At 71.3% G+C, this 25318-nt stretch carries 25 protein-coding genes; 10 read left to right on the top strand and 15 right to left on the bottom strand.

The window, feature by feature from the left end; genetic code table 11:
* Positions 1-395 precede the first annotated feature (395 nt).
* From OG429_RS36910 to OG429_RS36890, 5 genes are read left to right on the top strand one after another with little or no spacing between them, the layout of a single operon-like run.
* The gene (locus tag OG429_RS36910) at positions 396-1679 is read left to right on the top strand and encodes a phenylacetate--CoA ligase family protein (RefSeq protein ID WP_328929617.1); all 1284 of its coding nucleotides are present in this window, start codon (positions 396-398) and stop codon (positions 1677-1679) included.
* The gene (locus OG429_RS36905; RefSeq protein WP_328929616.1) at positions 1676-3019 is read left to right on the top strand and encodes an MFS transporter; all 1344 of its coding nucleotides are present in this window, start codon (positions 1676-1678) and stop codon (positions 3017-3019) included. Before OG429_RS36910 ends, OG429_RS36905 begins: the two co-directional genes overlap by 4 nt.
* Positions 3016-4161, top strand: coding sequence for a GNAT family N-acetyltransferase (locus tag OG429_RS36900; RefSeq protein WP_328929615.1), 1146 nt, complete (start codon positions 3016-3018; stop codon positions 4159-4161). The genes OG429_RS36905 and OG429_RS36900 overlap by 4 nt, the downstream gene beginning before the upstream one ends.
* On the top strand, positions 4158-5306 hold the full coding sequence (locus OG429_RS36895; protein WP_328929614.1) for a LuxE/PaaK family acyltransferase: 1149 nt from the start codon (positions 4158-4160) through the stop codon (positions 5304-5306). The genes OG429_RS36900 and OG429_RS36895 overlap by 4 nt, the downstream gene beginning before the upstream one ends.
* Positions 5307-5308: 2 nt before the next feature.
* On the top strand, positions 5309-7870 hold the full coding sequence (locus tag OG429_RS36890) for an acyl-CoA reductase (protein WP_328929613.1): 2562 nt from the start codon (positions 5309-5311) through the stop codon (positions 7868-7870).
* Here the strand turns inward: OG429_RS36890 and OG429_RS36885 are convergent.
* On the bottom strand, positions 7867-8949 hold the full coding sequence (locus OG429_RS36885) for an IS630 family transposase (RefSeq protein ID WP_328930173.1): 1083 nt from the start codon (positions 8947-8949) through the stop codon (positions 7867-7869). The two genes, OG429_RS36890 and OG429_RS36885, sit on opposite strands and share 4 nt — an antisense overlap.
* Positions 8950-9110: 161 nt before the next feature.
* Complete coding sequence (locus OG429_RS36880) at positions 9111-9989, bottom strand: LysR family transcriptional regulator (RefSeq protein ID WP_328929612.1); 879 nt, start codon at positions 9987-9989, stop codon at positions 9111-9113.
* A 120-nt stretch (positions 9990-10109) separates the two neighbouring features.
* On the opposite strand from OG429_RS36880, the gene OG429_RS36875 reads away from it, so the two are divergent.
* The gene (locus tag OG429_RS36875) at positions 10110-10613 is read left to right on the top strand and encodes a cupin domain-containing protein (RefSeq protein ID WP_328929611.1); all 504 of its coding nucleotides are present in this window, start codon (positions 10110-10112) and stop codon (positions 10611-10613) included.
* 80 nt (positions 10614-10693) lie between these two features.
* Here OG429_RS36875 and OG429_RS36870 read toward each other — a convergent pair whose 3' ends face one another.
* The 6 genes from OG429_RS36870 to OG429_RS36845 form a co-directional block, all read right to left on the bottom strand.
* Positions 10694-11395, bottom strand: coding sequence for a DUF4232 domain-containing protein (locus tag OG429_RS36870; RefSeq protein ID WP_328929610.1), 702 nt, complete (start codon positions 11393-11395; stop codon positions 10694-10696).
* A 150-nt stretch (positions 11396-11545) separates the two neighbouring features.
* Positions 11546-11971, bottom strand: a complete 426-nt coding sequence (locus OG429_RS36865) for a VOC family protein (protein WP_328929609.1) — start codon at positions 11969-11971, stop codon at positions 11546-11548.
* Positions 11968-12591 (bottom strand): HdeD family acid-resistance protein, encoded by a 624-nt coding sequence (locus OG429_RS36860; RefSeq protein WP_328929608.1) that lies wholly within the window; start codon positions 12589-12591, stop codon positions 11968-11970. The genes OG429_RS36865 and OG429_RS36860 overlap by 4 nt, the downstream gene beginning before the upstream one ends.
* Positions 12592-12769: 178 nt before the next feature.
* The gene (gene helR / locus OG429_RS36855; RefSeq protein ID WP_328929607.1) at positions 12770-14935 is read right to left on the bottom strand and encodes an RNA polymerase recycling motor ATPase HelR; all 2166 of its coding nucleotides are present in this window, start codon (positions 14933-14935) and stop codon (positions 12770-12772) included.
* 482 nt (positions 14936-15417) lie between these two features.
* The gene (locus OG429_RS36850) at positions 15418-15882 is read right to left on the bottom strand and encodes a hypothetical protein (protein WP_328929606.1); all 465 of its coding nucleotides are present in this window, start codon (positions 15880-15882) and stop codon (positions 15418-15420) included.
* Between the two features lie 55 nt (positions 15883-15937).
* Entirely contained in the window at positions 15938-16576 is a 639-nt protein-coding gene (locus OG429_RS36845) for a TetR/AcrR family transcriptional regulator (RefSeq protein ID WP_328929605.1), read from the bottom strand.
* Here OG429_RS36845 and OG429_RS36840 point away from each other — a divergent pair.
* Positions 16547-17434 (top strand): FAD-dependent monooxygenase, encoded by an 888-nt coding sequence (locus tag OG429_RS36840; protein WP_328929604.1) that lies wholly within the window; start codon positions 16547-16549, stop codon positions 17432-17434. The genes OG429_RS36845 and OG429_RS36840 overlap by 30 nt on opposite strands.
* Before the next feature lie 89 nt (positions 17435-17523).
* The gene (locus tag OG429_RS36835; RefSeq protein WP_328929603.1) at positions 17524-17751 is read left to right on the top strand and encodes a hypothetical protein; all 228 of its coding nucleotides are present in this window, start codon (positions 17524-17526) and stop codon (positions 17749-17751) included.
* On the opposite strand, the gene OG429_RS36830 is transcribed toward OG429_RS36835, so the two are convergent.
* The 3 genes from OG429_RS36830 to OG429_RS36820 form a co-directional block, all read right to left on the bottom strand.
* Positions 17744-18067: a hypothetical protein gene (locus tag OG429_RS36830; protein WP_328929602.1), complete on the bottom strand. Its 324-nt coding sequence runs from the start codon at positions 18065-18067 to the stop codon at positions 17744-17746. The genes OG429_RS36835 and OG429_RS36830 overlap by 8 nt on opposite strands.
* A gap of 104 nt (positions 18068-18171) precedes the next feature.
* On the bottom strand, positions 18172-18663 hold the full coding sequence (locus tag OG429_RS36825) for an RICIN domain-containing protein (RefSeq protein WP_328929601.1): 492 nt from the start codon (positions 18661-18663) through the stop codon (positions 18172-18174).
* Positions 18664-18792: 129 nt separating this feature from the next.
* On the bottom strand, positions 18793-19392 hold the full coding sequence (locus OG429_RS36820; protein ID WP_328929600.1) for a hypothetical protein: 600 nt from the start codon (positions 19390-19392) through the stop codon (positions 18793-18795).
* A gap of 363 nt (positions 19393-19755) precedes the next feature.
* Here OG429_RS36820 and OG429_RS36815 point away from each other — a divergent pair, with 363 nt between their 5' ends.
* Complete coding sequence (locus tag OG429_RS36815) at positions 19756-20634, top strand: helix-turn-helix domain-containing protein (RefSeq protein WP_328929599.1); 879 nt, start codon at positions 19756-19758, stop codon at positions 20632-20634.
* Between the two features lie 6 nt (positions 20635-20640).
* On the opposite strand, the gene OG429_RS36810 is transcribed toward OG429_RS36815, so the two are convergent.
* Both OG429_RS36810 and OG429_RS36805 read right to left on the bottom strand, forming a co-directional pair.
* Complete coding sequence (locus OG429_RS36810; RefSeq protein WP_328929598.1) at positions 20641-21999, bottom strand: family 43 glycosylhydrolase; 1359 nt, start codon at positions 21997-21999, stop codon at positions 20641-20643.
* A gap of 153 nt (positions 22000-22152) precedes the next feature.
* Positions 22153-22887, bottom strand: coding sequence for an SOS response-associated peptidase (locus tag OG429_RS36805; protein WP_328929597.1), 735 nt, complete (start codon positions 22885-22887; stop codon positions 22153-22155).
* A 330-nt stretch (positions 22888-23217) separates the two neighbouring features.
* Here OG429_RS36805 and OG429_RS36800 point away from each other — a divergent pair, with 330 nt between their 5' ends.
* Positions 23218-23442 (top strand): hypothetical protein, encoded by a 225-nt coding sequence (locus OG429_RS36800; protein ID WP_328929596.1) that lies wholly within the window; start codon positions 23218-23220, stop codon positions 23440-23442.
* A gap of 70 nt (positions 23443-23512) precedes the next feature.
* Here OG429_RS36800 and OG429_RS36795 read toward each other — a convergent pair whose 3' ends face one another.
* A complete protein-coding gene (locus tag OG429_RS36795; protein ID WP_328929595.1) occupies positions 23513-24553 on the bottom strand; it encodes an MBL fold metallo-hydrolase in 1041 nt (346 codons plus the stop codon).
* Positions 24550-25173: a TetR/AcrR family transcriptional regulator gene (locus OG429_RS36790; protein ID WP_328929594.1), complete on the bottom strand. Its 624-nt coding sequence runs from the start codon at positions 25171-25173 to the stop codon at positions 24550-24552. The genes OG429_RS36795 and OG429_RS36790 overlap by 4 nt, the downstream gene beginning before the upstream one ends.
* Between the last annotated feature and the right edge of the window lie 145 nt (positions 25174-25318).

The following is a 25318-nucleotide window of genomic DNA, read 5'->3' as shown; positions in this document are numbered from 1 at the left end:
TGTTGGCTTGTCCGGATCTTCCTCTCACCATGATCGACGAGACACCGCGACGAAATGTGAGGCCGGTGAGCCGTCTCACCCGGCACGGGCGAGCCGCCGCCTGGCCTGCAAGAGCACGCGGCCGCCGCCGGGGCCGCCGCCTCTTGATGGAAGGCACGGCGGACACCAGAAATACTGGTGAATATGGCCGCGCTGACCGAAAATCCTTGGCCAATTTGGTGACAAGCACGCCAATGTTTCATGATTGTGACTGCACGTCACCTTTCGGCGTGCATCGAGGAGGCGGGGGCGCCGGGGGGTCCCCCGTTCACACCGGTCGATCCCGCGGCTGAGTTCTCACTCGCCGCGCCCCGCCGTGGCTCCCGTCCCATTTCCCGTCACCAAGGCAAAGGCCCATGTCCGCCCAGCAACTCTCGGACCTCATACGTTTCGCCCGCCACAACTCGCCCTTCTACCAAGACCTTTACGCGCCCCTTTCGCCGCACGCCGACCGCCTCACCGACCTGCCGGTGGTCGACCAGCAGGAGTTCTGGGAGGCCAACACCCTTCATGGCAGCCGGGTACTGACCGGCCCGCTCAGCGAGGCCACGGTCTACAAGACCGGCGGCACCACGGGGGCCCCCAAGTTCTCCGTCTACACGCGCGACGAGTGGCGCACCTTCGTCACCTCCTTCGGCCAGGGACTCGTGGACACGGGTCTGCGCCCGGGACACCGCGTCGCCGACCTCTTCTACGCCGGGGAGCTGTACGCCAGCTTCCTCTTCGTCCTCGACTCGCTCACCCACGCGCCCGTGGACAACGTCCGCCTGCCCATCGGCGGCGGCGCGCCGCTGGAGTCGACGATCCCCACACTGCGCGATCTCGCCGCCCAGGTACTGGCCGGCACGCCCACCACCCTGTGCAGGCTCGCCGAACAAGCCGTCGCGTCCGGTGCCCGGCTCGACTCGGTGGAGTTGCTCCTCTTCGGCGGCGAGGCCCTCTTCGACGACCAACGGCGCTTGCTGGCCGCCGCGTTCCCCCGCGCCGAGGCGCGTTCCATCGGATACGCAAGCGTCGACGCCGGCCTCCTCGGCCGCCCCGTACCCGGCACCGACACCCGCGTGCACCGGGCCTTCACCCCGTACTCGGTCGTCGAGATCCTCGACGACTCCACCGATGAGCCCATCACCGAACCGGGTCGGCCCGGCCGGGTCGTCGTCACCAGCCTCTTCCGCCGCCTCATGCCGATCATCCGGTACCCCGCCGGCGACCGGGCCGAGTGGACCGGAACCGGGCCCGGACACTTCCGGATCCTCGGCCGCGCCGAGGAGGGCGTACGGGTCGGCCCCGTCTCCCTCTACACCCAGGACGCCCAGGACGCCGTGGCTTCCGCGGACACCGCGGGGCACGTGGTCGGCATGCAGCTCGTCGTCCGCCGGTGGGACGGCCGCGACGGGCTCGTCCTGCGGCTGGCGACGGCCCCCGGCGACGACACCTCCGGTGCGGTCGACGGTGGCCGGGAGGCACTGGCCAAGGCGGTCCTCACGGAGCTGGAGACCGTACGGCCGCTGTATCCGGACAGCGTGCGCGCCGGATTCGTGCACCCGCTGTCCGTGGAGTGGGCGCGCCACCGCGACCTCACCGTCAACCCGCGCTCGGGCAAGCTCGTCCGGGTCCTCGACGAGAGGCCGACCGCGTGACCGCCTCACCCGTTTCCGTACATGAGACCGAGACCGGGACCGGCGCGGAGACCCGCGCCGAGGCCGGCGGGCGGCGCGCTCCGCTGATCCTGCGCAACCGCGCCTTCGGCGCCGTGTGGCTCGGCCAGGTCCTCGCCCAGGCCGCCATCCGCATGTTCCAGGTCGGTGTCTCCTGGTGGATCGTCGCGTACGCCGTGCACGACTCCCGTGGTCTGGCCTCCGGGCTGTTCATGGCCGCCTGCACGCTGCCCGCCGTGGCGCTGGCGCCCGCCGTGGCCGGGGCCGTCGCCCGGTTCGCCCACCGCTCGGTGCTGCGGACCGCCGCCGGGCTGGCCGGGGCCGCCTCGGGCGTCCTCGCGCTGTGGGCGTACGGCGGCGGCCTGCCGCTCCCCGCCGTCTACGCCGCGGCTCTCGCCCTGGCCACCTGCCAGGCGTTCTTCGACCCCTGCCTGACCACCTCGGTGCCGGAACTCGTCGACGACGCCGACATCGAGACGGCCACCGGCTTCGAGCTGTCCACCCAGTCCCTGGCCGGTCTCGGAGGAGCGCTGCTCGGAGCCCTCACCGTCGACCGGGCTGGCGTGGCCGGGCTGGCCGTCGGCTGCGCGGCCGCCTACCTCGGCGCCGCCGTCCTCGTCGCGAGCGCCCGCTTCCGCGCGGCCCCGACCGCCGCATCCGACCCGACGGCAGCCGTGCCCCGGCGGCGGGGGCTCCGCCGCATCCTGGACGAACTGCCCTACGTGCGGCGGATCCTGATCTGCTTCACCGCGGCGAACCTCTTCACCACCGCCGTGTTCGTCGTCATCCCCCTCTACACCCGCTCGGTCCTCCAGGGCGGTGGCGGCACCGTGGCACTGCTGGAGGCCTCCCTGGGGGCCGGCACCCTCATCGGCGCCTTCACCGGCACCCGCGTGCCGGGACGGCCCACGGTCGCCGGCGCCTACTGCCTGGGCCTGATGGCCCTCGCCCTGGCACTGCCCGGGCTGGTCGCGCACCGTGCGGTCGTCGCGGGCTGCCTGGCCGTGGCCGGCTGGTGCGCCGGGGCCGTCGGCGTCCGCTTCGTGGCCCTCTTCCAGCGGCTGGTGCCTACGGCGGACAAGCCCGGGTTCTTCGCCGTGATGCAGGCCGTACTGGGCGCCTCCCTGCCGGTGGCATCCCTGGTGTTCGGCTCCGCCGGCGACTTCTTCTCGCCCCGGACGCTGTGCCTGGTGCAGGGCGTCGGCCTGGTCCCCGCCGCCTGCGCGCTGGCCCTGCTCGGGTCCCGTACGGCCGCGCCGCCCACAGCGGATGCGGGTACGGATACAGACCGCGGCCCGGAACCCGTCGGAGGCGAGCGGTGAATCCCGTCATCACCCCGGCCGCCTGCGCGGACATCGCCGAATTGCGCCAGCTCTACTACGCCGTCTACGGGCCCCACTACCCCGTGGCCCTCGGCACGGACCCGGCCGAAATGGCCCGGCTCATCGAGGACCCGCACTCCCTGTGGCTCGTCGGCCGCTGCGCCGACACCGGGGCCCTGACCGCGTCCGCCGCCATCCACGGTGAGGCGGGCAGTCGCATCGGCCGCCTGGAAGGCATCGCCGTACATCCCGAGCACCGTTCCGCCGGCCTGGCCGCAGCCCTGACCGAGGCACTGTGCGCCGGAATGCTGGACACGGGCCGACTGGACTCGGTGTACGCGACCGTACGCACCGTCAGCGCCGGTCCGCAGCGCGTCGTGGCGCGCAACGGCTTCCGTCCGCTGGGCATCCTGCCCAACGCGGTCGATCTCCGCAGCCGCGAGAGCCTCGCACTCTACGCGCGTCACTCCACCGGTGTGCTCGATCGCCGGATGCCCGTCACCGAAGTGCCCGCCCCGCTGCTGCCGTTGCTGCGCACCGCCGAAGCCACGCTCGGCATCGGCTACCCCGGGGTCCGGGCCGCCGCCGACCCGCTCCCGGAACCCGCGCCGCAAGGGGCCGTCGAACAACTGGAGATGATCGAGGCGCCGGCCTTCGTACGCCGCCGCTTCCGCGAGCAGTTCCCGGGCGCCGAGGGCTGGTTCTACCCGCTGCACACCCCGAACGTGCTGCTCACTCCCGAAGACGGCCGGTTCGAGGTCTACGCCTACCTCAACCGCGCCGGAGGGTACTGCTCCCTGTTGACCGCCCACCCCGACCCGGCCGCCGCGGCCGCGTACCTCGAACCCGTCACCCGGGCCCTGGCCCGCGCGGGCGCCGGCTACGTCGAGGCCCTGGTGCCGCTCGCGCACCAGGAGGCCCTCTCGGCCTTCCTGGCCCAGGGGTTCGTCGCCGGGGCTCTCTACCCGGCGATGCGCGCGGACGGCGACGGCTTCCACGACTACGCCGTCCTGTCCCGTTCCAGCGAGCGGATCGACTTCCGCGGCGTCGCCGTCGAACCGCCCCTCCAGCCCTATCTGGACTGCTACGTGTCGGCCTGGGCGTCGGCACACCTGCCCACATCATCCGAGGTTGCCCTGTGAACCCCCATCTCGCGCCGGTCGCCGTACCCGACCCGGCCCTCCTGCCGCACGTACAACAGCTGTGCGACCTGACCGACCCGTACGCCTGCGGGCCCGCGGAGGACGAACTGTTCGCCGCCGCCATGGCGGAGACCAACGCCTGGCACACCGAGCGTTCCTCCTTCTTCCGCTCCCTGTACGAGGCCACTCCCCCGGCGGAGCCGTACCGGGCGCCCCTGGTCCACGCGAACTTCTTCAAGTGCCACGAGGTGCTCTCCATCCCCCGCGAGGAGGTCGAGCTGCACCTCACCTCCTCCGGCACCACAGGCCAGAAGTCGCAGATGTTCTTCGACCACTGGACCATCCGATCCGCCCAGCGCATGGTCGCCCGGATCTTCGAGCGCAACGGCTGGATCACCCCCGACCAGGAGGTCAACTACCTCCTGTACAGCTATGAGCCGGCCCCCTCCCTGAACCTGGGGACCGCCTTCACCGACAACTACCTGTGCGATTTCGCCCCGGCGCGCAGCGTCGAGTACGCGCTGCGCAACACCGGCGGCGACCACGAGTTCGACCCCTTCGGCTGCATCGCCGCGCTGCGCCGCTTCGAGCGGGAGGACGCCCCGGTCCGCATCCTCGGCTTCCCGGCCTTCCTCTTCTTCACCCTGGAACGGATGCGGGCCATGGGGCTGCCTCCGCTGCGCCTGCCCGAGGGCTCCCTCGTCGTACTCGGCGGAGGCTGGAAGGGGCACGCCGACCGGCGGATCGGCAAGGAGGAGCTGTACGCCCGCGTCACCGAGCAGCTCGGCATCCCGGGTGAGCGGATCCGGGACACCTTCGGGTCGGTGGAGCACTGCATCCCGTACATCGAGTGCGACCACCACCGGCTGCACGCCCCCGTCTGGTCCCGGGTGACGATCCGCTCCACCCGCACGCTCGAACCCGTGCCGTACGGGGAGCGGGGCTATCTGCACCTCGTGTCGCCGTACATCACCTCGGTGCCGGCGCAGAGCGTGGTCATGGGCGACCTCGCCTCCCTCCAGCCGGGGGACGCCTGCGGGTGCGAGCTGGAGACCCCCTGGTTCACCGTCCACGGCCGTGCCGGGGTGAGCCGCAACCGCAGCTGCGCGGTGGCCGCAGCGGAACTGATGAAGGGCATGGCGTGACCGTGACGGAGACCAAGGCCGCGAACGACCGGCACGGCAGCGGCGACGGCGCCGCACCCCACTACTGGCAGGGCACCTTCATCGGCGACGAGGAGGCCGGGCGCCACCTGGCCGACCTGCCGGCGGCCGTCGAGGCCGCGCTGGCCACGGTCCTGGAGACCGAGACCGTCCTGGCCGCCTGCGACGCCCTCGCCACCGCCCTGCGCGACCCGGCCCATCCGGTACGCGCCCGGCTCGCCGCGCACCTGCCCGAGGGCGAGGACCCGGCCGTCCTGGCCGAGCTCGGCAGCCTCCTCGGCCGGCGCGAGCTGACGCGCAAGCTGCGCCGGGAACTCGGCAGCGCCACTCCCGGGCGGCTGAACCGGGCCGATCCGCGCGAGACGGTCTACGAGGCGTGGGCGCCCGTGGGCCTGGTCGCCCACATCGCCCCGGGCAACGCCGCGACGGTCGCGCCGCTGAGCATCGTCGAGGGCCTGCTCGCCGGAAACGTCAACATCCTCAAGACCAGCAGCGCCGACACCCTCCTGACCCAGCATCTGATGGCCGAGCTCGCGGCCCTGGACCCCAGCGGCGCACTGGCCGGGCGGATCGTCGTCCTGCGCTTCCCCTCGTCCCGGCAGGAGTGGCTGCGACTGATGTGCGCGCCCGCCGACGCCGTCGCCGTATGGGGCGGAGAAGGCGCGGTCGAAGGGGTGGCGGCCCATGTGCCGTCCGGATGCCGACTGGTGGAGTGGGGGCACCGGATCTCCTTCGCGTACCTGACGGGCGACGCCTGGTCCGATGCCGGCACCCTCGACGCCCTCGCGGACGATGTGTGCCTGCACGAGCAGCAGGCGTGTTCCAGCCCCCAGGTGGTCTACCTCGACACCGAGGACGAGGGCGAGGTGTTCGCCTTCGCCGAGCGTCTCGCCGCGGTCCTCGCGGCCCGGCCGCCGGCCGTGACCACCGCGTCGGCGGGCGGGGCGGGCGGGCCTGATCCCGCCGAGGAGGCCGAGCTGACCACCACCGAGCTGGTGGCCCGGCTGGAGGAACACCTGGGCCTGACCCGGGTGTTCGCCGCGCCCGACGGGTCGTGGCGGGTCATGGCCGACACGCGCTCCCCGCTCACCGCCTCGCCGCTGCACCGCAGCGTGTGGGTCAAGCCGCTGCCCCGCAAGCGGCTGATCGCCACCCTGCGCCCGATGCGCCGCTATCTGCAGACGGCGGGCCTCGCGGGCAGCCGGACCGACATCGCAGAGCTCTCCCGCACCGCGCTGGCCGCGGGCGTCACCCGCGTCACGCCGGTCGGCGCCATGCTGGAAAGCTACGCGGGCGAGCCGCACGACGGCGTCTACGCCCTGCAGCGCTACAGCCGCCGTGTCGCGGTCCAGGCCGACCCGGCCCGCTTCGCCACCACCTCCTGCCTCGACGACCTGGCCCGGCCCGTCGTGCTGCCGCAGCCCGCCGGTCCGCTGCTGGGCAAGGAGGACGTGCAGGAGTCGGCCCGACAGGTGGCGCGGGCCGATGCCGAGCTGTACTTCCGCAGCGGCGGCAGCACCGGCGCGCCGGCCCTGTCGATCTTCAGTTACGACGACTACGACACCCAGATGCACGCCGCCGCCCGCGGCCTGCTCGCCGCCGGCTACGACCCGGTCGGGGACCGCACCGCCAACCTCTTCTACTGCGGCGGCATGTACGGCAGCTTCATCAGCTTCTTCTCCGTACTGGAACGGCTCGGCGGGGTGCAGCTGCCGCTGTCCGCGGGACCGGACCACCGGGCGACGGCCCGGGCCATCATCGACCACGGGGCCGACACCCTCTTCGGCATGCCCTCCTACCTGTGGCAGCTGCTGCACGCGGAGGCGGACGCACTGCGCGCGTACGGAGGTCTGCGCAAGGTCTTCTACGGCGGCGAGCACTTCACGCAGGAGCAGCAGCGCACGCTGAAGGACACGTTCGGCATCGAGGCCGTCCGCTCGATCACGTACGGCAGTACGGACCTCGGCCCGCTGGGCTACCAGTGCACCGAAAGCTCCGGCGGTGTCCACCACCTGCACGCCGACCTCCACACGATGGAGATCCTGGACCTGGCCGAGGACCGGCCGGTGGCCCCGGGCGAGACGGGCCGGCTGGTCTTCACCACGCACGCCCGGCGCGGCCAGCACCTGGGCCGGTACGTGATAGGCGACCTCGGCCGGGAGGTCCCGGGCCGCTGCCCGTGCGGCCGGCACGCGCCCCGCTTCGAGCTGCGGGGGCGCACCGGTGACGTGATGCGGGTGGCGACGTACTTCCTCAATCACCGCCGCTTCCTGGCGCTGGCGGAGGAACGCGGCGGGCACCGCGGCGAGCTGCAGATCCGGCTGGACGCCGCGGACGCACGCGAGCGGCTGACCGTACGGGTGGAGCGGGCCGGGGCGACGGACCCGGAGCGGCTGCGGGAGGTCTTCCTGGCCGGCTACCCGGAGCTCCGCTCGGCGGTGACGGAGCGTCTGCTGGACCTGGTGGTCGAGGCCGTGGACGGCGCGTCCCTGGACCGCAGCCCGACCAGTGGGAAGCTCCTCGCGGTGGTGGACGCGCGCCGCTAGTCTTCTGAGTCGGGAATTCTGTTCAGATAGCTGGCGAGGCGTTCGAGGATCTCGTCTGCGGTCTTGGTCCAGACGTAGGGCTTGGGGTCGGTGTTCCAGGCGGCGATCCAGTCACGGATGTCCTTCTCGAGGGCCTGGACTGACTTGTGGACGCCTCGCCGTATCTGCTTGTTGGTGAGTTCGGCGAACCATCGCTCGACCAGGTTCAGCCAGGACGACCCGGTCGGGGTGAAGTGCAGGTGGAACCGGGGGTGGCCGAGCAGCCACTTCTTGATGTCCGGGGTCTTGTGGGTGGCGTAGTTGTCGCAGATCAGATGGACGTCCAGGCCTGCCGGCACTTCCTTGTCGAGCTTGACCAGGAACTTCTTGAACTCCTCGGCCCGATGGCGGCGGTGCAGGGAGCCGATCACCTTGCCGGTGGCCACGTTGAGTGCGGCGAACAGGGTGGTCGTGCCGGCCCGGACGTAGTCGTGCGTTGACCGCTCCGGGACCCCGGGCATCATCGGCAGCACCGGCTGGGACCGGTCCAGGGCCTGGATCTGCGACTTCTCGTCCACGCAGAACACCAGCGCCCGCTCGGGCGGGTCCAGATAGAGGCCGACGACATCGTGGACCTTGTCGACGAAGTACGGGTCGGTCGACAGCTTGAAGGTCTCCGAGCGGTGCGGCTGCAGGCCGAACGCCCGCCAGATCCGTGAGACCGAGGACTGGGACAGGCCCATTTCCTTCGCCATCGACCGCGTCGACCACTGCGTCGCGTTCTTCGGCTTGGACTCCAAGGTCCTGGTGACCACCGCGGCAACCTGCTCGTCCGTCACCGATCTGGGGCCGCCGGAACGCGGCATGTCTCCCAGGCCCGCGATCCGGTACTGCACGAAACGGGCCCGCCAACGGCCGACCGCCTGAGGCGTTGATCCGAGACGGACGGCCACGTCCTTGTTCGAGACACCCTCGGCGCAGGCCAGGATGATCCGGCACCGCAAAGCCCACGCCTGCGGCGTGGAACGACGCCGCACCCACCCCTCCAGTGCGACCCGTTCCTCGTCCGACAGCGTCAACTCGGCCTTCGGCCGCCCCATCCGCGCCATAGGCCAACCCTACACATCTGAACAGAACTCAAGACTCAGAACACTAGGGCCTGTCGTCACGGAGAGCCGCCGGCTCTGGTCGGTCGACCGGGGCCGGCGGCTCTCCGCTGCCGGGCACGCGCCGGGACCCAGCCCGGCCAGCCCGGCCTCGGTCACCGGCAGGAGGTACGGGCGAGTGCGGCGAGCAGGTGACGCAGCACGGGGCCGGGCGGGCCCGGCGGTACGGCGAGCGAGGTGGTGAGGGCGGGCTCGGCCAGCGGGCGCAGGGCCACCTGGTGGACGGCGGGCAGCCCGACCACGTCGTAGAACACGGTCCAGGAGGGTGTGCCGGCGCCGATGGCGGTGAGCGTCTCCTGGAAGGTGGTGAACGAAGGACCCAGGAGCGGCTCGGCTCCGACGGCACGCACAGCGTCGGTGATCAGGTCGTGGAACGGCGGGTTGTGCTCCCGTGGAGCGAGCCGCAGGGGCAGGCCGGCCAGCTCCTCCACGTGCAGGACGGGGCTGTTCGCGAGCGGATGCCCCTCGGGCATGGCCACGTACAGCGGGTCGCTCCACACCGGCAGGACCTCCAGTCCCGGTGCCGCGTCCAGGCCCCGTACGAGAGCCGCGTCCAGCTCGCCGGAACGCAGGGCGGCCAGCCGTTCCGCTACGGGCAGGCGCCGCGGCCGGACCTGGAGCCGGGGACTGGTGGCCGTCAGCTCGTGCAGGAGGCGGTAGACCCGGTCGCCGGGGCCGTGGACGGTGCCCAGCCGCAGGACCCCGTCGTGGCCCGAGGCGATCTCGGCGGCCACCTGGCGCGTGCGGTGCGCGGCCTCGAGTACGGCGCGCGCCTCCGGCAGCAACCGCTCGCCGGCACCCGAGAGGTGCACGCGCCGGGTGGACCGCTCGAAGAGCACGATCCCGAGTTCGCGTTCGAGGCGGCGGATCTGCCCGCTCACCGCCGACTGGACGATGCTGAGCCGCTCGGCGGCACGGCTGAAGCCGCCCTCCTCGGCGACGGCCACGAAGTACTGCAGCTGCCGCAGCTCCACGCGCCCCTCCGATTGATCTCGATCGGTGATTTCTGCAGGTGACAACCGCCTGTGGTGCACCGCTTCTTCCCGGGATCGAATGGGACCCGAACCGAGCGGTTCGCGAGAGGAGACCAGCAGATGTCCGAGGAAGTCCCGGATGCCGCGCCCGCGCTGATCGTGCGGTGCGAGGAGGCCGAACACGTCCCCCTGCCGCACGGCGGAGGCTTCCGCCTGCTGGCGGACGCCGGAGCGACGGGCGGCGCGCTGGGAGCCAACCGACTGACCCTCGGTGAAGGGGCCGACGGAGCCAGGCCACACCGTCACGACCTGTCGTCCGAGCTGTTCTACGTCCTGGACGGCACGGTGGAGTTCTTCCTGGACGGGGAGACGGCGTCGGTGGGGCAGGGCGGACTGGTCGTCGTCCCGCCGGGGATGCCGCACGCGTTCGGCGCGGCCCGGGGCTCCACGGCCGACCTGATCGCCGTACTGACGCCCGGCGTCGACCGCTTCGGCTACTTCCGCGCGCTCGGCCGCATCCAGCACGGCCAGGACTCCTTCGAGAGCCTTCTGCCCGAACAGGACCGCTACGACGTGCACTTCCTCGACGACACGGCCTGGCGGTCCCTGCGGGCAGCCTGCTGACGGGCGCCCTCGGTCGGCGACGGTGCACACGCACGGCCGCCGCCGGGACCGAAGTCCCGGCGGCGGCCGGCCACATGGGTTCAGGAGGGCTTGGTCGACGAGAACGCGGTGACGGTCACCTTGTTGTCGCACTCGGCGAAGACGCCGTCATCCATGGCGATCTGATGCGAGCCCGCGCCCGGCACACCGAGGACGAGGGTCGGGAAGCTGGCGGGCGTGGCGCCGGATACGCAGTAGCCGTCCGCCTCGCCTTGGACATTGACGAACGTGAGCTTCGTCCAGGCTCGGGCCCCCGGGGCCAGGGTCACCGTCGAGGCCGAGCCGCTCTGGGTGACGGCCAGCGGCAGGTTCTTGCCGGGCGAGCCGTTCCCGGCTCCTGCGACCGTCGGGAATCCGTTGAGTGTGCAGGGAGCCTTCGAGGTGTTGGTGACGGACACGATGGCAGCTCCCGTTCCCGTACCCGGCGGCCGGTCGTCGGCCTGGTGAGCATCCGAGGCCTTGATCTGGTCGATCTTGCACGCCTTCGTCCCGCCACCCGTACCGCCCGTACCGCCTGTACCGCCTGTACTGCCCGTACCGCCGGTACCGCCCGTGCCGCCCCCGGTGGAGGACGAGCCCCCGGTGGGCGTCGGCTTCGCCGGCTCCGAGCCCGCGGGCGGCGTCGACGGCTTGGCCGTCGCGCCGTCGTCGCCGGTGGGCGTGCAGCCCGCCGTCAAGGCTGTGACAGCCGCCGCCGTCACCAGCGCTGCCGCGATCCGGCAGACACCTGCTGTGTACTGCATTGGGCGCTCCCCGAGGTTCACGACCGGTCCCACACCGGCACTCGCGCATGGACACGGCACTGCGCCCCTCCCGGGTTCCCAGGCTGCGGCGCTGTGGCGGTTCCGTGACGCGACCATGACGAATGTCGCCGACCCGCCGGTGCCGGCTCCTCAGACGACCGGTTCGCCGATGCCCAGCAGGTTGCCCTCGCTGTCCCGGAACCAGACGGCGCGTTCACCCCGGGCGCCCTTGCTCGGGTAGTTCCCTTCGATATCGGCGATCCCGCCCCTCGTGCGGAAACCGGGCACGTCGACCTCCTCGAACACCACGCCGCGCCGTTCGAGCTCCGACACGACCGCCTCGATGTCGTCGACCTCCCACCCCATCTGGGTGAAGGTGCCGGGCGAGGATCCCGTCGACTTGAACACCGCGAATTCCGCGCTTCCGCACCGGTACAGCAGTCCACCGGGCCGTTCGTCGACGGGCTCCAGACCGAGCTTCTCGGAGTAGAAGCGCCGCGCGCGGTCCAGGTCCCCGGCGGGAAGCCTGGTCGCCGCGCGTGCCCGGGCCAGTGCGCTCCTGTCGTCTGCGTTCATGTCTCCACTGTGCCGTGAGCGGCGGCCGACGGGCGGGTGGCGGAGCGCAGTGCGAAGGCCATCACCACTTCGAACACGCCGAGCAGGACGAGCCACAGTCCCAGCAGCCGTGTCAGAGCGACGGCCGAGTCCACCGGGAAGCAGAGTACGACGATGCCGGCGACGGTGCCGAGGGCGCCCAGGCCGAATAGCAGGCCGCGATGCACGAGCGTGCGGTCGGCGATCGCGACGTACGCCGTGAGCACTCCCGTCAGCAGCCAGAACACGCCGACGATCAGGGACAGCGCGCCGATCGTCTGCATCGGATGCCGCAGTACCAGGACGCCCGCCAGGAACGCCAGCATCGCGATCAGGACGCCCGCCAGTCTGCTGCCGCCCCCGTCGCTGCTGTGCGAGAAGGCCGTGACGAAACGGAAGACACCCGCGACCAGGAGCTGCAGACCGATGATCACGGCCAGGATGTGCAGCGTCTCGTCGGGCCAGACGAGCACCAGGATGCCTGGGATCAGGGTCGCGAGGGCGAAGCCGAGCGCCCAGCGCCAGGAGCTGCCGACCTGCTTGAGCGCGTCCTCGGGATCGTTCTGCGTGTGCTGCGGTGCCGCGTCGGGGGGTACGGTCATCACGCCTCCCAGGCCAGCCGCACGGCCCATAGGGGCACCTCGGAGCCGCCGGAATACCTTGTGTACCTTTCCGGGTCATTTTAGGTCGTTGTAGTACGACTCGCCGCTCCGGCGGGTGAGGCCATGCGCCGAGGCCGGGGCGGGGCGGTGGCGGCCGCCACCGCCCGGCCGGCCGGCGTCAGGAGCTCGTGAGGATGACGAGTTGCCGGGTCGCGCGGGTCATCGCGACGTAGCGGTCGACCGCTCCCCCGACGCCCTCGCCGAACGCCTCCGGGTCGATGAGGACGACCAGGTCGAACTCGAGCCCCTTCGACAGTGCCGGGGTCAGCGACCGGACCCGGGACGTAGCCGGGAAGGTGCCACCCCCGATGTCACCGGTACCGATGACGCAGGCGACCCCGTCGGCATGTGCGGCGAGCCAGGCGTCGAGGACCGAGTCCAGATCCGAGACGGATCCGTGGACGACGGGGACGCCGCTGCTGCGGATGGAGGCCGGCACGTTGGCGTCCGGGAGCACGGCTCGGATGACCGGCTCGGCTTCCGCCATGACCTCTTCCGGGGTCCGGTAGTTGATGCTCAGGGAAGCCATGTCGATCCGGTCGAGCCCGACCCGTTCGAGCCGTTCCCGCCACGACTCCGTGAACCCGTGCCTGGTCTGGGCCCGGTCCCCGACGATGGTGAAGCTCCGGGACGGGCAGCGGAGCAGCAGCATCTGCCACTCCGCGTCGGTCAGTTCCTGAGCCTCGTCCACGACGATGTGCGCGAACGGGCCTGCGAGCAGGTCCCGGTCGGCGCCGGGCAGTGCGGTCTCGTCGATCAGGCTGTCCTGCAGGTCCTTCCCCCGCAGCATCGTCACCGCGCCCTCACCGTCGGCATCGGCCGCGAGCACGCTGTCGATGACGCCGGCCATGCGCTCGCGTTCGGCCGCGACAGAGGCGTCCCGGCGACGCTTTCGCGCCGACGCCTCCGAATCACCGAGCCGCTGCCGGGCCGCGTCCAGGAGCGGCAGGTCGGACACCGTCCAGGCCTGGGCTTCCTCACGCTGCAGCTTGCGGACCTCGTCGCGGCTGAGCCAGGGAGCGCACTTGCGCAGGTAGGCGGGTACGGTCCAGAGGTCTCCGACGAGGTCGGTCGCTTCGAGCATCGGCCATGCGCGGTCGAGGGTCGTGACCAGCTCCCGGTTCTGCCGTAGCGACCTGTGGAACAGCTCGGGCGAGACCTCGTCGCCGTCGTGCTTGTCCAGCAGGATCGCGACCAGTTCCTCCCAGATCTGGTCGCGCGCCTCATTGTGCGGAGTACCGGGTTCCGGCGCTTCGAACGCCGCCGCCCAGTCGTCGGCGCTCAGCCAGATGTCGGACCAGTGGGTCGAGACCGTCATCCCCTTGGTGGGCGGCTCTTCGTAGATGCCGACGGCCGGCTCGATCGCCTTCACCATGTCCGCGGACGACTTCAGCGAGGCCACGTCCGGGTCGCGCTCGATCGCCGCTCCGGCTCCCTCGGCGACGAGGTCGCGCAGGATGCAGGTCTGCACGCCCTCCTCACCGAGGCTGGGGAGGACATCGGCGACGTAGTCCAGGTAGGGCCGGTGCGGACCGACGAACAGCACGCCGCCGCGACGGTGACCGAGGCGAGGATCGGAGTAGAGGAGGTGGGCGGTGCGGTGCAGAGCGACGACGGTCTTGCCCGTACCCGGACCGCCGTCGACGACGAGGGCGCCGCGGGATCCCGCCCGGATGATGGCGTCCTGATCGGCCTGGATGGTGCCGAGCACGTCCCGCATCCGGGACGACCGGTTGCTGCCCAGACTGGCGATGAAGGCGGACTGGTCGTCGAGCGCGGCGTGCCCTTCGAGCCCGTCCGAAGTGAACACCTCGTCCCAGTAGTCGCCGATCCGGCCGCGGGTCCAGCGGTACCGTCGGCGGCTTGCCAGACCCATCGGGTTGGCGTGGGTCGCCGCGAAGAACGGCTCGGCCGCGGGTGAACGCCAGTCGAGCAGCAGCCGGCGACCCGCGCTGTCGGTGAGGCCGAGTCGTCCGATGTACACGGGCTCGGAGCTGTCCGTGCCGACGATGCGTCCGAGGCACAGGTCCAGACCGAAGCGGCGCAAGGCACGCAGACGACCGGTCAGCCGGTGGATCTCCACGTCCCGGTCCATCGCTTCCCGGCCGATGCCGCCGGGCGCCAGGCGCGCGGCATCGAGACGGTCGGACACTTCGGCGATCGACTGCTCAAGGCACTCGGCGATGGCCGCGAAGTGCTGCTCGTCGCCGTCGATCAGCGTCGGGGCGGCCTTGGGTGAGAGGTGGTCGGGAAGGTCGAACGCGCTGGTGGTCAGGTGGTTCATGCCATCAGCCCCGATCCGGGGACGCGCCCGTGAAGCCCGGCAGCGCGCCCACCCGCGCCTCGGCGCCCCGGTGCCCGGTGCCTCAACCGCGACGCGAGTCCCGCCACCGGCTCGGCCTCGCCGCGCACCCCATAGAACGACAACAACAAATGCACTTCGTGAATCCCCCGTTTTCGCAGGTCCTGGCCTCGGTCCGCGATTCTGCCCCACGGCCGGGGCCTTGCCGCAAGCCCCCTGGTGCGCTATAAGTTGAGAGTGGCAAGGAGTGGTTACACCTCCTTGCCTTTCGTCTTCTCCACCCGCGATCGCGACCAACTCATCGGCGTCGCACGGACGTCCGGATCACCTTCGAACCCGAGTCGGTGCCCTTCTCGCTGGTCCGGCCCTTGGCCTCGCAGATCAATCGCTCGTCGCCGCGCACGGCTTCAAGGTCGGTCCAGCGGTCCGGTCGGGGCAACCGGCGTCCAGCCTTGGGCCAGTAGTCAGGTCCGGAACGCATCCGTGACCCGGCACTCGTCGCTGCCCCGTGCCAGGATCTTCGTCAGTACGGACAGATCCGCTTTCTGGTTGCGGCGCAGACGCCCGCGGGCGTCCGCGTCAAGGTCGGCCGGGCGGAGCACGACGAGCCGCAGACCGTGAGCGGGAATCTCCGCATCGCGCCTGGCGTCGTACAGCGCCCGCTGCTCACCCCGATGGACCCCGCTGATCGTGAGCCTGTCAGGCTTGTCGAAATGGGGCGTCGGCTGATCGTGCTGCAACTCGCGGTACTCGACCACGAGTTGATGCCCGGGCCAGTAGGCATCGACCGGCAGCCTGGCCCGCCGCCCGCCGGATCCAGGATCCCCGACCAGCCAGTCGAACCTGTGCTGCGCAACGGCCGTCTCGCCAAGCACCTGGTCGCACAGGCCGACTACGTACGCCTCATCGCTGTCATCCCTCGTTCCCATGACTCCGCATCATGACACCTGCCCCTGACGGCGACAGGCGAACGTACTCGGGAGGTCACGGCGCGCTGGGCGGCAGCCGGCCCGTGTCGCCGCCAGGGCCGGGCTGCCCGGGGCGGAGCCCGTCCATGACGACGGTGATGTAGGCGGCGGCAAGTCCCTCGGACGCGGGCTGGGCCTGCGCCCGGGCGATCGCATAGGCGGTCTGGCCGATCAGGGTGGTGATGACGGCGGGATCGAGGTCGGCGCGGATCGCGCCGTCGCGCTGCGCCCTGGCGACCATTTCCTCCACGGCCCGCACCAGTTCCTTCCGCAGGGCCGTGGTGGCGGGAAGTTCCAGGCTGCCCAGCTGGTCGCCGATGGCGTGGTGCGCGGACTGGAAGGCGATCAGTTCGGTCAGGAAGGTGCGCAGGGCCTGTTCCGGGCGGGTCTCGTCCAGCAGTTGCCCAGCGCGGTGGACCACCGGTTCGAGCAGGCCGGAGACCGCGGCGTCGAGCAGCGCGTCCTTGCCGCCGAAGGCGCGAACCACGGTCGCCGCGCCCAGGCCGGCCTTCTTGGCGATGGCCTCGACCGTGAGGGGGGCGCCCGGCTCGGCCAGAAGTTCGTCGACGCCGACGACCGCGGCCTCGCCCGCATCGACACCCGGGACGCCGACGCGGTCGAGATCATGCGCGGCGACCTGGTGGCGCTGCTCCACCAGGCGACCGACGCGGGCGTGGAACACCTCTGGGGCGACTCCGTCAGCCGACTGGAGCAGGACGACGACGGAGTGACGGTCGCCTTCGAGCACGCGGACACCCGCCGCTTCGACCTGGTCATCGGCGCCGACGGCATGCACTCCACGGTCCGCCGCCTGGCCTTCGGCCCCGAAGCGAAGTTCATCCGGCACAAGGACCACCACTTCGCCTTCGCCGACACCGACGCGGCCCTGGGCGAGGACCGTTGGGTGACGATGTTCAACCTGCCGGGCAAGATGGCCGGGGTCTACCGCTCCGGCAACCACGCCCGAGCCAAGGCGTACTTCATCTTCCGCTCCGGCCGCCTGGCCTACGACCACCGGGACGTCGAACAGCACAAGCGTCTGGTGCGCGCGGCGTTCGAGGGCGAGTCCCCCTGGCGGATCAAGGAGTTGCTCTCCACGGCGCTGGACGATCCCGACTTCTACTTCGACGCGCTCAGCCAGGTCCACATGGAGTCATGGTCCACGGGCCGGGTGGCCCTGGTGGGCGATGCCGCCTGGTGCGCCTCCCCGGCCTCGGGCGCCGGCACGGAACTGTCCCTCGTCGGCGCCTACCGGCTGGCCGGGGAACTCGCCGCGGCACGCGGTGACCACCGGGCCGCCTTCCTCCGCTACGAAGCCACCCACCGCGACCTGGTCCGCAAGAAGCAGCGGATCGGAGTCAACGTCCGCCTCATGGTCCCCAAGACCGCCGCCGGCAGGCGCGTCCGCGACACGTTCGCCCGTCTGCCGCTGCTGCGCGCCCTCGCCGCAGCAGAACGTCTCATGCGCCCCAAGGACGCCCTCCCGCTTCCGCAGTTCACCCCAACCCTCTGACTCCCGGGGCGCGCGATGCATATTCGATGCACAACAGCACGCTTCTGGTGCAGACTCGGTGCACATTCGGCCGACAGAAAGGCATTGCCATGGATCAGCTCCCTTCCCACCCCGACAGCGAGCGGTACTCCGTGACCCTGTGCCCTCCCGCCGTCACCGTGGTCGGCGACCTGACCGCCGCGACGGGAGTCAGCAAATCCGACGTGATCAACCGGGCCGTACTCCTGCTCGGCTTCATCGAGCAGGAACGCGCCAAGGGCCACGACCTGATGGTCCGCGACACCGCCGGATCCCTGGAGCGCATCCACATCATCTGAGCCGGGAGCCGATCGGCGAGCTGCTTCCGTCGGCGGGGACGACGTGGCCGGTCCAGGTCCAGGGCTCCTGACGCGGATCCCAGGTCACTTCGACGGCGGAGTCGTGGAAGTCGCGCGCGAGTTCCTTCAGCATCGTCGTGGCGGCGGCCAGGGCAGCCTCGGGGTCGAGCAGCTCGTCGCTGAGGCGGCCGCAGAGCATGCCGTCTTCCACCGTGAGGACGCTGTGGCGCCAGCCGTCCGGCGTCGCAAGCAAGACGATTCCCTTCGGCATGCCGAAGGGAGGCCGCTTGTCCTTCTCCCTCTTCCGTCTCACCATGCCACCATCCAACATCGCCGGATCCATGGCGGTGACGTCGGGTCGAGGCCTGCCCCGAGCCCGGCAGCCGTCGGGGGCCGGGCTCGGGTCAGCAGCCTGGGACGCTAGCGCCAGGTCTGGAACGGGCTCCTGGCGCTGTGGGTACCGCATGGGAAGGTGCGGAGGTGGTGTTCGAAGCTGTCGTCCAGGCACAGCCCGGTTGCCTGGTTCTTCAGCTCGACGGCTCCGTCCGGGTAGCGGTGGACGATCCAGCTCTCGTCCTTGTCCTTGTCACAGGGATGGACCGAGACGCTGCCTCGCGGGAAGTCGGTGAGGCAGCGTCCGGTCTTGAGGTTCCTGAGCTCACGGGTACCGTCGGCCCACCGGTGCACGTTCCACTTCTGGTGGTCGTTACCCAGGCAGGTGTAAGTGCGGACGCCGGCATCGCTGTCGTCCAGGCAGACCGATGTCGCGCCGTTGCGGAAGGTCTGGACGCTGTCGAGTGCGCCGGCCGGCACCGCCGCACCGGCCGTCGTGGTGGCCGCGGCCAGTCCGATGGCGAGCAGGATGCCCGTCAGGGCTGCTCGGGACTTGATCGTGAACGCAGTGGTGTTCATGTGTGCTCCTTGGTCCGCGGTGACCGGGGGGTGATCCGGTGCGGGTGAGGGCCCCACCCCCCGCCCGCGGTGGTGCGGGCGGGGGGTGGGGCGCGGGAGTGGGATGGCTGCGACTGCGACTGCGGGAGGTCAGCCCACGATGTTGACGGGGCGGTAGGCGTGGTAGCCGTCGCGCCCGTTGACTCCGTAGGAGTGCTGCTTCCAGCGGGTTCCGACGCCGCCGGCCTGCTCGTAGGACTTGTAGACGGTGTGGGCGCTGTTGGCCCAGCCGTCGAAGATGACGACGTGGCGCTTGTCGGCGCTGTTGCTGTCGGCCTTGATGACCAGGTCACCGGGGGCGAGCTGGCTCATCGAGATCCGGCGCGTGAAAGCGCCCTTCTTCAGGGCGACGGTGTTGGGTCCGGGCTTGGACAGGCCCAAGGCCATGGAGACGAAACCGGAGCAGTCCTGCCGGTAGCCGTCCTTCCACCGCTTGTTCTGGCTGTACGGCACGGGACGGCCGTTGTCGGCGGTCAGCCAGGTCTTCGCCCGCGCCAGTACCTGCGCACGGCTGGTGCGGGGAGCAGCCTGGACGGCCTCGCCGTACCGGCTCTCGAAGGAGGCGGTCGGCGTCCGGGGCGTCGTGGGCTGCGCCGCGGGTGCCGATGGGGCGGTCAGCGCGGCCGAGCCTGCGCAGACGACGGCGGTCAACGCCGCCATGCTCCAGCGACGGGTGGTGTTCTTGGACATCTCGGTTCTCCGATTGCTCGTAGGGAATGACACCGGCCCGCGTGAGGGAGGGCGACGGGGCACGGCTCCGCAGACCCCTGATGGGGTCGAAAGAGCCCTGGTGGCCGAGGAAAGGCGTTCCGTCGGCCTCACCCGTCATCCCTCCCGGGTCACCGTGTGCGACGCAGGTGTTCCTGCCTCTGCACGGGCTGCGGAGCGGGGTGATGACGAGTTTGTGGGGGCGCGTCGGGGCGTCGCAAGGCTGTCCCGTTTGCTTCACCGATGTCGGGATCCCTAGGGTTCTGACCTGCTGGGACATGACCATCCCGGGACAAGCGCGGCCTGCCGGGGCAGCACATGTGGCGCCGGCCGGAAGGGGCGAACATGGCAGGCGTCGACGGGCAGCACGCCGGGGCGGGAAAGCAACTGGCGGATGCGCTCAAGGAACTGCAGCAGCGCTCGGGGCGCACACTGCGTTCCCTCGAATCGGAAGTGATGATCAGCGACTCGTCGCTGTCGCGTTACCTACTGGGCCAGACGGTCCCGCCTTGGGACACCGTCCGCGATCTGTGCCGTGCGCTGGACGCGGATCCGGCGGACTACCTGGTGCTGTGGAAAGCGGCGGACCGGTGCCAGCCCAAACCGCCTGGCGGCGGCAGCAGCAGCAAGCCCGCAGCCGAACAGGGGCCCCCGTCATGGTGGCGCCCATGGCAGCGGTTGGGCGTCGGCCGGATCCGTGGCCGACACGCGGGGGCCGTCGGCGGCGTGTTCGTCGGCCTGGTCCTCGGAGCCGCGCTGACCTGGGCCGTTCTACTGCCGGGCAGCCCGGCGTCCACGCGGGATCCGGCGGCGGCACCGGCGGACGGCGAGAACGCCCAGGACCACCGTCCGTCATCGCACGACGAGGTCCGGAACTTCGTCAACCGGGCCACCGGCAACTGCCTGGACCACAGCCTCGACAAGGGACTGCGCTCGTTCGCGCCCAACGGGATGAGCTACCAGCGGTGGACCGTTCACCCGAACCCCGACGGCACCAGCGAACTGCGCAACCACGCCACGGGGGCATGCCTGGACAGCAGCGGCTCCGGGCTGCACGCCGCGGCCTGCGGCAGGACCTCGTCCCAGAAGTGGTCCCTCACGTCGTGGGCCGACGAGTCGGTCCAGGTCAGGAGCCAGACCACCGGGACTTGCCTGGACGACGGCGGCACCGCCGGGCTGCGCGCCGTGCCCTGCAACCGCTCGGACCAGCAGAAGTGGGGCTGACGCGGCTCAGGCCACCGCCACGCAGTCCAGCTCGGCATAGCGCTCGCCCTTGGACAGACGAACGGCGTTCCAGCCCTTGCGCAAGGTGACGGACACCGCCGACTCGTCCCAGCGGTCCCAGCCGGTGTGCGGATAGTTCACGGCGCCCGCGGCCCGGCCGTTGACCGTCAGGAGGTGCGAGGCCGGTGCCGGGCCGTCGGCGCTGTTCCGGGAGCCGTTGGCGAATCGCGCCCAGAGGGTGTGGGGGCCTTCCGAGGCGGCGAAGACGGTGAATTCGGCGAAGCTGTCTTCGTGGTCGATGTAGCCGACCGCCCTCCCGTCGAGGGCGCCGACGGCGTCGCGGACGACCGCGCGGTTCACCCGTGCGCTCTCTGCCTGGTAGACCACTCTGCTGCCCCGGACCACCGGAAGGCCGTCGGCGAACCCCAGGTCGGCCGCATACATGACGCGTCGTCGGACACCGCCGTCGCGCCAGCCGTGGAAGACGATCCGGTCCCGTCCGTCGGGTCCCGTCACCACGTCCTGACCCCCCGGACCGTGCACCGCACCGCTGAAGGACGCCGTGGTCATCAGCGGTGCGGCCGCCTTGGTGTACGGGCCCGTGAGGCTGGCCGCCACCGCATAGCCGGTCTTGTACCCGTCGCCGTCGTAGAAGTCGGCCGAGTAGAACAGCACGTAGCGGCCGTCCCGCTTGACGAGGGTGGGGGCTTCGACCACTCGCCCCTCCCACTCCCGGTCCTGCTTGATGAGTCGGAGAGGCTCACCCGTGGTCCGGGTACCGTCCCAGGAGACGGCCTGGAGATGGAGCCACGTGTCCATCTCGCAGCAGTTGCCATCGTTCTTCCACAGCAGGTACCGCTCGCCGTTCTCCGTGTAGCTCGCGGCATCGATGGCGCCGCCCTGGGCGGCCGGGCAGACCAGCGGCCCGACGCCGACGGGCCGGAACGGTCCGTCCGGGGAGGAGGAGAGGGCGACGCCGATGCACTGCCTACCGCTCGCGCGGTCGAGGGCGGTGTAGTGCATGGTGAAGCCGCGGCCGTTGTCGAACACCTCGGGCGCCCATACCTGCCGGTGGTCCGGATCCGCCCAACCCCCGACTTCGGGCAAGGCGTCGGAGCCGGCCATCGACCAATGCGCCAGGTCCTGGGACGTCGTGTGCTGAATGTACTTGCTGCCCTCATTCGTCGCGTACGCGTGGTAGGTACTCCCCACCTTCACGATGTCCGGGTCCGCGAACTCCCGGTCGAAGACCGGGCCCGCCACATCGGCCCCGGCCGGAGCGGCGGCGAGGGCCCCGATGGCGCACACGACGGTGGCCGCGACCGCGAGACTCCGTCCGATCCGGTGCACAGCCGCACGAAGCACGTCGTCTCCTCCAAGTGGTCGGGGGCCCGATCGCCGGTGCCGCGGGAGCAAGGGCGCACGCGCCCGCCGCATGGATTTCTGCCGTACGCCACTGATGAACGACGGAGCGGGGCACGGGTTGCGCCGCCACCGGCGGCCACGCCGAGGCCGGCGTCACGGGGTGGCGGGTTCCAGGAGGTGGGGCCCGTTGTTGCGGACGCTGTTGACCGCGGTCGAGACCGCGGTCACCGCGAGACGGCCTCCGGCCGGGGTGTGGAGGAGAGCACGGAGATCGGCTGTGTCCTGGTGGGCGGGATCGAGCCAGGTGTCGTAGTCCCCCGGGTCGAGGGCCAGCGGCATGCGGGGGTGGACGCGGCCGGCCAGATCGGTGGCCTCGGTGGTGATGATCGTCGCCGTGGTCAGCCACGCGGACGGGTCGTCGTCGTCCTTGACGCCCGGATCGCGCCAGAACTCGTACAGCCCGGCCATGGCCATCACCCCCGCGTCCTCGGGGCGGATGAAGTACGGCTGCTTGTAGGCCTTGGCCGAGCCGGTGGCGGGCACCGCGACCCACTCGTAGAAGCCGTCCGCGGGCAGCAGACACCGCCGCCGGGTGAACGCGCGCCGGTACGCCGGCTTCTCGTGCACGGTCTCCACCCTCGCGTTGATCATCCGCGAGCCGACGGCCGGGTCCTTGGCCCACGACGGCACCAGGCCCCAGCGCACCGGCCGCAGCTGCCGCGCCACCTCTCCGGTACCGCGGTCGGCGCGCTCCAGAACCGCCCACACGTCATCGGTCGGGGCCACGTTCCACGAGGGCCCGAGTTCCCCGGCGCCGGGATCCCGCTCGGCGTCGAAGAGGCCCGCGAGGTCCTCCGGGGCCCGGGAGGAGGCATAGCGACCACACATACCCCCACCCTGCCACCCCGCCGAGGGGAACGGGCCGAACCACACCCGGCCGGGACCCGCGTACCGCCGAACTCAACTGTCGCCCTCGACGTTTCCCGTCACCGGCTTGAAGTCGTCGGAGGTGGTCAGCGTGAAGTCCATGCCGTTGGGGTACGTGTCGGTCACGGTGAGTACCCCTAGCCCAGCTCATCTCGGCACTCGGTCACCGCCGCGATGCGCCTCGGGGGCCACTGCGCCGCCGAACACCCTGCCGCCCGTTCCTCCGTGACAGCGGCCGACACCGCTGCCGTGCCAGTCCCGCCTCTTCCGTCTCACACCCGAGGAGCCCTCGTGGCCGTCCTCACCACGATCGTCGTGGTCCTCGGCGCCTGGTGCGCCACCAGCGTCATCACCGCCGCGCTGTACACCGCCGTACGCACCCGCCACATCCGCCGCCAGCGGGCGACGGGGTCCGTGCTGGACGGCGCAGCCCGCCCGTGCACGGCGGCCGCGGAGCCCGCCGACCTCGGTATCTCCGCCCAGTCGCTGGCGGGTTCGGACGCAAGACCGGGCTGACGGAACGGAAAGCCGTTGAGCGGTCCTGGACTTCGTCCAGCGGGGGCACCCGCCATCTTCCCTCGGCCCGCTACGAGGATGCGGTCGGCGAGCCGTCCGGGCCGTCGCCGCTGCGGTGTACGCGGGAGCCGCCGACGGGAAGGTCCCAGAGGTCCGCGGCGGGGCGTCCCGCCTCCGCCCACGCGGCCCGCACCCGGTGCAGGGGCTCCAGCGGCGGCTCGGCCGAGAGCAGGAACGTCGCCCAGTGCATCGGCGACATGATCCGCGCGCCGAGATCGGCGCAGGCGCGGACGGCCTCCTCCGGAGACGTGTGGACGGGCGACAGCATCCAGCGCGGCTCGTACGCGCCGATCGGCAGGAGTGCGACGTCGATCCCGGGGTAGCGGGCGCCGATCTCCCCGAACCAGTGTCCGTATCCGGTGTCCCCCGCGAAGTAGAGGCGCCGGCCGTCGGGCGCGGTCAGGACCCAGCCGCCCCACAGGCTCCGGCAGGTGTCGGTCAGGCCGCGTCGGCTCCAGTGGTGGGAGGGTACGAAGTCGAAGCGGACCGGGCCTGCTTCGCCGATCAGTTCCGCCGCTTCCCACCAGTCGAGTTCGGTGACCCGTTCGAAGCCCCGGCCGCGCACCCAGCGGGCGAGACCGGCCGGCACGAACACCGGGGTGTCGCGCGGCAGTCGGTCCAGGGTGGGAGCGTCGAGGTGGTCGTAGTGGTTGTGGCTGATGACCGCGGCGTCGACCGGCGGAAGGTCTTCCCAGGCAACGCCGACGGGCGTCACCCGGTCCGGGGTTCCCACGATCCGCCGCGACCAGACCGGGTCGGTGAGGACGGTGAGGCCTCCGATCCGCAGGACGTAACTCGCGTGTCCCACCCAGGTCAGGGCCAGGTCCGCGGGCCCGGCCTCGGGCAGCGGGCCGGGCTGGAAGGGCAGGTCGGGGATCTGGGCCCGGTTTTCGGCTGACGGGCGCAGGCGTTCGCCCCGCAGGGCGAGGCGGACGAAATCGGCGATCCCCGGCAAGGGAGAGGTCAGCCGGTCCGTGAAACCGCCGGGCCAGCTTCGGAGTTCACCGAGCGGTCGGGGCTCGGACAGCGGAGGGTGCGCTCGGGTGGTCACTGCTGCTCAGGCTCACCGTCGAGATCGGGACGGCTGCGCTCCCGCAGTCCCTGGAGGAGCAGTTCGACCAATCGACGGGGGTCGTAGCGGGGATCGTCGCCACGCCCGATGCAGAGGTTGCCGATGCCTCGCATCAGTTCGTAGGCGTGCGTACCGGGCCTGATCTCGCCGGCGTCCTCTGCGGCTTCGAGCAGCTGCGCACAGACGGGCACCAGGCGGTCGAGGAAGTACCTGTGCAGCGCGTCGAAGCCGCTGCTGTCCGATTGCATCGCGTTGGCGAGTCCGTGCTTCGTGACCAGGAAATCAACGAAGAGGTCGACCCACTGACGGAGCGCCGCGAGCGGAGAGTCGGCGCCGGCCAGCAGGGCCGGGCCCGCCTCGGCGCAGGCATCGACCTGGTGGCGGTAGACGGCGACGACGAGATCGGCCCGATTGGGGAAGTGTCGGTAGATCGTCCCCATCCCGACGCCGGCCCTGGCCGCGATCTCACGGATCGGCGCGTCGACGCCTGAGGTCACGAACACCGCAGCGGCGGCGTCGAGCAGCGTCTGCTGGTTGCGCCGCGCGTCGGCCCGTTTGCTTCGGGCCGGCACCTCCCCGGAGTGGCTCGTACTGGGCACCACGCTCTCCTTCCGACGGCCGTTGACAAAGCGGAACAGTGCTCCGTATATTAAACGGAACGACGCTCCGCTTTGAGTGTAGCTGAAGCGGGCCTCCCCCAACCGCCTCACCCGCTGCCGGCCACATGAGACCGGCACGGAGGCC

The sequence above is a fragment of the Streptomyces sp. NBC_00190 genome, assembly GCF_036203305.1.
Lineage (GTDB): Bacteria > Actinomycetota > Actinomycetes > Streptomycetales > Streptomycetaceae > Streptomyces.
Note: the sequence above shows the minus strand (reverse complement) of the source record. Positions and strands in the feature narration are given on the sequence as shown.

Coding starts and splice junctions, on each gene's coding strand:
- OG429_RS36910 (WP_328929617.1), top strand. CDS start 396: ATGTCCGCCCAGCAACTCTCGGACCTCATACGTTTCGCCCGCCACAAC.
- OG429_RS36885 (WP_328930173.1), bottom strand. CDS start 8,949: ATGGGGCGGCCGAAGGCCGAGTTGACGCTGTCGGACGAGGAACGGGTC.
- OG429_RS36875 (WP_328929611.1), top strand. CDS start 10,110: ATGTCCGAGGAAGTCCCGGATGCCGCGCCCGCGCTGATCGTGCGGTGC.
- OG429_RS36870 (WP_328929610.1), bottom strand. CDS start 11,395: ATGCAGTACACAGCAGGTGTCTGCCGGATCGCGGCAGCGCTGGTGACG.
- OG429_RS36865 (WP_328929609.1), bottom strand. CDS start 11,971: ATGAACGCAGACGACAGGAGCGCACTGGCCCGGGCACGCGCGGCGACC.
- OG429_RS36860 (WP_328929608.1), bottom strand. CDS start 12,591: ATGACCGTACCCCCCGACGCGGCACCGCAGCACACGCAGAACGATCCC.
- helR (WP_328929607.1), bottom strand. CDS start 14,935: ATGAACCACCTGACCACCAGCGCGTTCGACCTTCCCGACCACCTCTCA.
- OG429_RS36850 (WP_328929606.1), bottom strand. CDS start 15,882: ATGGGAACGAGGGATGACAGCGATGAGGCGTACGTAGTCGGCCTGTGC.
- OG429_RS36840 (WP_328929604.1), top strand. CDS start 16,547: ATGCGCGGCGACCTGGTGGCGCTGCTCCACCAGGCGACCGACGCGGGC.
- OG429_RS36835 (WP_328929603.1), top strand. CDS start 17,524: ATGGATCAGCTCCCTTCCCACCCCGACAGCGAGCGGTACTCCGTGACC.
- OG429_RS36830 (WP_328929602.1), bottom strand. CDS start 18,067: ATGGTGAGACGGAAGAGGGAGAAGGACAAGCGGCCTCCCTTCGGCATG.
- OG429_RS36825 (WP_328929601.1), bottom strand. CDS start 18,663: ATGAACACCACTGCGTTCACGATCAAGTCCCGAGCAGCCCTGACGGGC.
- OG429_RS36820 (WP_328929600.1), bottom strand. CDS start 19,392: ATGTCCAAGAACACCACCCGTCGCTGGAGCATGGCGGCGTTGACCGCC.
- OG429_RS36815 (WP_328929599.1), top strand. CDS start 19,756: ATGGCAGGCGTCGACGGGCAGCACGCCGGGGCGGGAAAGCAACTGGCG.
- OG429_RS36805 (WP_328929597.1), bottom strand. CDS start 22,887: ATGTGTGGTCGCTATGCCTCCTCCCGGGCCCCGGAGGACCTCGCGGGC.